The following is a 4906-nucleotide window of genomic DNA, read 5'->3' on the forward strand; positions in this document are numbered from 1 at the left end:
CCCCAGTCCCCAGTCACCAATCACCAATCACCAATCACCAGTCCCCAGTCACCAGTCACCAGTCACCAGTCACCAGTCACCAGTCCCCAGTCCCCAGTCACCAATCACCAATCACCAGTCCCCAGTCACCAATCACCAGTCCCCAGTCACCAATCACCAGTCCCCAGTCCCCAGTCACCAATCACCAGTCAACTGACTAAACTACAAAACTTGCTTCTTCCCCTAGAGATGCTTGCCAACTTCGCGCATCATAATAAAGGTCTGCCAGAGTAATACTATACAAAGCTTCTTTTAACTTTTGGTTCAGTCTTTGCCACAGAGTAAAAGTTACCCAATCTTCCGCTTGAGCAGGTGGTGGACTGTTCAGAGGTATGTGAGTCATATTTTCCCCAGCAGCCTCTAAAATTTGTCCTATGGAAATTTGTGCAGGTTCTCTTGCTAATTGATAGCCACCAACACTGCCACGAATTGAGTTGACTAACCCAGCGCGACGCATTTCTATTAGCAGCTTTTCCAAATAGGGAGCAGGAATATCTTGACGTTTAGCGATCGCTCTGACAGATACAGGTCCATATTTCGGCTGTAAACTTAAATCCAGCAATGCCTTAACGCTATAGTGTCCTCTCGTGGTTAGTTTCATTTATTAGGGAATAGGTGACTGGGGACTGGGGACTGGGGACTGGGGACTAGAGACTGGGGACTAGGGACTGGGGACTGGGGACTGGTGACTGGGGATACAATGAAAGGATTTTGGATTGTTTTTGTCAACTCCAATCTAAAATCTAAAATCTAAAATCTAAAATTATTCTGACTCCTGACTCCTTGAACTCCTGACTCCTTGAACTCCTGACTAATGACTAATAACTAAAGACTTGAAAATCATCTTTATTTAGCAAACCACTTTTTTACGTCACTTTAAAAAACTTAAACAAATACAGTTTACCAGTAATTCACAAACTATATATATCTCTCTCTGAGCATGATCAGAATTTTATTTTAGAAAATATCTTGACAAGATTGATAATTGTGCAACAATTTCTGATAAGAGTGTAATATACTTGGCTATGCTGAGATAAAAAAATAAAGGACTCTGTTCCTGTTAGCTCAGTATCAGTTAAAATAAAATCGATTCAACCACTTCAATCATTTAATTCCGACCAAAGTTGATGCCTAAACAGAAAAAAAATGAACCCCTTGTTGGTGAAGAACTGCTCCAAAAAGTTAAGGAGCTAGAGAACGAAAGCAAGGAAGAGAAAGCTAAACAGTGTGGCTACTATACTGTTACCAAAAATGGTATAGAGCGCGTGAATATGATGAAATTCTTGAATGCCTTAATTGATGCCGAGGGCATTGAGTTGGACAGTACACCAGGTGCTAATGGCCGTGGTGGACGCAGTGCCAGCTATAGAATTAGCGTGCAGTCTAACAACAATTTACTCATAGGTTCAGCTTATACAAAACAGATGAATCTTAAACCTGGAGATGAATTTATCATTACTTTAGGCAAGAAGCATATTCGACTACGCCAAGTAGATCCAGAAGACAGAGAAGATGGTGAAGTAGAAGAAGCTACAGCTTAATCAAAATTTAGTTGTAGAGGTTTTCAGCTAGAAGATCAGTTGTCAGCTGTAGGGGTTTAGCAATGCTAAACCCAGACTTGCAGTTATTGATTTTTGTGTACTAACCAATCGGTTATCAGTTGTCAGCAGTTAAAAACCTCTTCCCCAATCACCAATCACCAATCACTAATCACCAATCACTAATCACCAAAGACTAATGACCAATAACTATATCGGTTGTTGGCAACATTGGTAAATAGTGCTGTAAAGCTTTGCGCGTAGCTGCTAAATTGCAAGTTAAAGCGATTTGCTCTTTTTCGAGTAAACCTAAAATGCAGTCGGGGTTGTTTCTTGCTACCACTGGTAGCTGATGCAAACCTCGCAGCGCCATACGATCTAAAGCTTCAGATAAAGGTTCATCTTGCCAAGCATAGAGAATATCAGTCGTACAAATATCTATGAGTGTTTGACTAGAAAAATTAGGCTGTATTTCACCAGGAGAATGTTGGTAATTTTCCCAAAGAGAAAGAGTGCGGTTAATATCGTCCAGAGAAATAATACCGACTAATTGTTCATTGGCATCAATGACTAAAGCACTGGGTGAGCGATCGCGGATCATTTCCATAGCAGCTTCTAAAACCCCAAGATTTGCCGGCATTTTTTTAGGATAAGAGTGCATAGCATCTGCCACAGAAATTTGCTGTACAATTTCCACTTGCTCATCTTTCAATTCCGAAAGACCAATCTGTTGTAGATTGGAATTAGAATTAACAGTTGGTTTAATTCCTTCTACTAACCAGACACTTAAACCCACCGCAGCCATCAAAGGTAAAACAATTCGGTAGTCACGAGTTAATTCAAACAACATTAAAATAGCTGTTAAAGGCGCTCTCACACTACCCGCCAAAACAGCAGCCATACCCACCATTGCATAAGCTGGAGGAGCAGCCATATATTCAGCAACTCCGGGAACTATCAAAGCCAAAACTTTAGCATAGGCAGATCCAAAGGATGCACCTAAAAACATGGCAGGCGCAAACAAACCACCTACAAAACCACTAGCAGAACTAACAGCCGTCATCAGCAGTTTCAACCCTATAAGTACAAGTAACAAATTCAAGGAAAACTCTTGATCTTGCAACATTGCTTGCACAGTTCCATAACCAATACCTAAAATTTGTGGGTATTGCAAAGCCACTAAACCAACTATTAAACCACCAATAATTGGTTGAATAGGTTTAGGAATCTTGCCCAAAAATTGAAATCCTTGAAAGCGTCCGCTAAAAAAAGCTTTACCTAAACTAATAGATTGTGTATAAGTCAAAGCTACCAAACTTGCACCCAAACCTAAACCCAGATAAAGCGGTAATTCTAAAGGACTGCGAACTTGATAAGCAGGTAAAGCAAAAGCAGGTTGAGAACCCAAACCAATTTGAGCAATTAAAGCTGCTACTACCGCTGCAAGTAAGACCACACTGACGGCAGAAGTAGCAAAAGAAGTAGCCCCCATAACCACCTCTAAAGCAAAAAATACCCCAGCAATGGGAGCATTAAATCCAGCTGCTAAACCAGCAGCAGCACCAGCACCCAACAGTAACCGCTGCCTCTCTTGAGAAACTTGCAGTACATCTGATAACAACACCCCAAAATTAGTACCTATTTCCACACTAGGACCCTCAGGACCCAAAGATGCACCACTACCTAAAGAAACAGCAGCAGCTATCATCTTAGTAACAGGTCGTAATTGTTGCTTAACTTCTCTACCCTGAGATAGAGCAATTAAAGATGAAAGTCCAGGTCCAAAATCTTCAGTACGCCAACGCATTAAGCCTACAATTAATCCGCCCAGGGTAGGAACACAAGCTAAAGTCCAACCACCCCAGACTCCTATCTGTCCCAAAAAATTTTCTAGCATCAAGTGATGAATCAACTCGATGAGATAATGAAAAGTGACCACACCCATACCCGTACCACCACCAATCAGCATGGCTAAAAACAGCACCACTGTTTCCGGGGATGGCTGAAGACGATTGATCAGATGAGTTAAACGAGCAGAAGATGTGGGAAAGGCAACTGGCTGAGTTACTTTCCTCAGTTGTGTAGGAGGCAAGAGAGTCATGGAAAAACGGTGTAAATGTAAGAAAAAATTTATTTTTTTTATTGGTTAATTATTATTGTGAGCCATGATTAAGCAACCAGACAAGTATGGTTGATATCCTTCATATACACAGTTTTCATCAACTCAGACAAGCAGTTGAAATTTTTATGATCAGAATAGTTGAAATAGGAGAGAATTATTAGTTAATACAAGTTGTTAGTTATCACAGTGAGTAGTTGTGATGGGGAGATAGATTGAGTATTCACTATCAGCTATCAGATGGAACAGAGAACAGGTAATATTTTTCGTTTTCCTGCCTCTTACCTCCTACTTCCTGCCCCTACTACCTCCTGAGATCAGAACTTGATTTCAGCCATACTTCTTAGTGAATATAGCTATTGTTATAGAAAGATCACTCTAAATTAAGCGGCTCTAAGGTGCATCAATGCCCGAATTGTGGAGCGCAAACACCGAGAGATGCTAACGGCGCACGTAATATTATGTTGCGTGCTTTGAGGGATTCCTCCTTTACCGTCAGTAATGATGGTATTGCTATCGTTACAGTTCGAGCTTTGTCAATCAATGCTCAGAAATGTTCAGCGTAAATGAATCAGTAAATGGACTAGGCGGAAGCTCTAGATGAATATACACACCTTTGATAATAATTATGTTACTTGTCCGATTTGCCAAAGAAATAACAGGACTAAGCCTGTTAAGACTTATATCGGATTATTTATTTGTCCTTATTGTCAGGAAAAACTCGTAGTTTGTAAAAGTGGTCACTACGTCCGTGATCCGTTTACTTGGAAAAAAATTCTTATCTCCTCGGCGTTGCGTCGTCAAAGCCGACCTTTAGCCAGGATGATTAGAGATTTGCCGCTTTTCAAACGTTATTTGTTGGCTTTAGCTATGGGAGGTGCAATTTTATTTACTACAATTGCTATCACCCAGGACAGCACAAAGTATAAACAGGAACTGCTTCCAGGAAGTGAGAAAGTGACAGGTGATTGGTGATTGGTGACAGGTGATTGGTGATTGGTGATTGGTGATTGGTGATTGGTGATTGGTGATTGGTGATTGGTGTTTGGTGTGCGGTCTTCGGCGTTCGGTGTGCGGCCTGCGTCCTGTGGTCTGCCGCGTGCCTGCTGCCTCGAGCCTCCTTCGTGCTGCTTCCTGCCTCCTCCCTGTCGCTTCCTGCCTCCTGCCGCCTGCCTCCTGCCTCCTGCCTCCTGCCGCTTGCCGCCTGCCG

The 4906-nt window shown here is 41.8% G+C and carries 7 protein-coding genes; 4 read left to right on the top strand and 3 right to left on the bottom strand.

The window, feature by feature from the left end:
• Positions 1 to 200: hypothetical protein (locus tag FFR48_RS25355; protein WP_162501965.1), on the top strand; the 200-nt coding region annotated here is incomplete at its 5' end.
• Here FFR48_RS25355 and FFR48_RS25360 read toward each other — a convergent pair.
• Positions 197 to 640, bottom strand: a complete 444-nt coding sequence (locus FFR48_RS25360; RefSeq protein WP_096571486.1) for an Rrf2 family transcriptional regulator — start codon at positions 638 to 640, stop codon at positions 197 to 199. The two genes, FFR48_RS25355 and FFR48_RS25360, sit on opposite strands and share 4 nt — an antisense overlap.
• Positions 637 to 768 (bottom strand): hypothetical protein, encoded by a 132-nt coding sequence (locus FFR48_RS30290; protein ID WP_268932469.1) that lies wholly within the window; start codon positions 766 to 768, stop codon positions 637 to 639. Before FFR48_RS30290 ends, FFR48_RS25360 begins: the two co-directional genes overlap by 4 nt.
• 398 nt (positions 769 to 1166) lie before the next feature.
• On the opposite strand from FFR48_RS30290, the gene FFR48_RS25365 reads away from it, so the two are divergent.
• Positions 1167 to 1580, top strand: a complete 414-nt coding sequence (locus tag FFR48_RS25365) for an AbrB family transcriptional regulator (protein WP_096571485.1) — start codon at positions 1167 to 1169, stop codon at positions 1578 to 1580.
• Between the two features lie 193 nt (positions 1581 to 1773).
• Here the strand turns inward: FFR48_RS25365 and FFR48_RS25370 are convergent, their stop codons facing one another.
• Entirely contained in the window at positions 1774 to 3678 is a 1905-nt protein-coding gene (locus FFR48_RS25370; protein WP_137669274.1) for a chloride channel protein, read from the bottom strand.
• Between the two features lie 416 nt (positions 3679 to 4094).
• On the opposite strand from FFR48_RS25370, the gene FFR48_RS30770 reads away from it, so the two are divergent.
• Both FFR48_RS30770 and FFR48_RS25380 read left to right on the top strand, forming a co-directional pair.
• Positions 4095 to 4262 (top strand): transposase, encoded by a 168-nt coding sequence (locus tag FFR48_RS30770; protein ID WP_199291295.1) that lies wholly within the window; start codon positions 4095 to 4097, stop codon positions 4260 to 4262.
• A gap of 34 nt (positions 4263 to 4296) precedes the next feature.
• A complete protein-coding gene (locus tag FFR48_RS25380; protein WP_137669275.1) occupies positions 4297 to 4671 on the top strand; it encodes a hypothetical protein in 375 nt (124 codons plus the stop codon).
• Positions 4672 to 4906: the final 235 nt, after the last annotated feature.

It is taken from the genome of Sphaerospermopsis reniformis (assembly GCF_005402885.1).
GTDB lineage: Bacteria > Cyanobacteriota > Cyanobacteriia > Cyanobacteriales > Nostocaceae > Sphaerospermopsis > Sphaerospermopsis kisseleviana.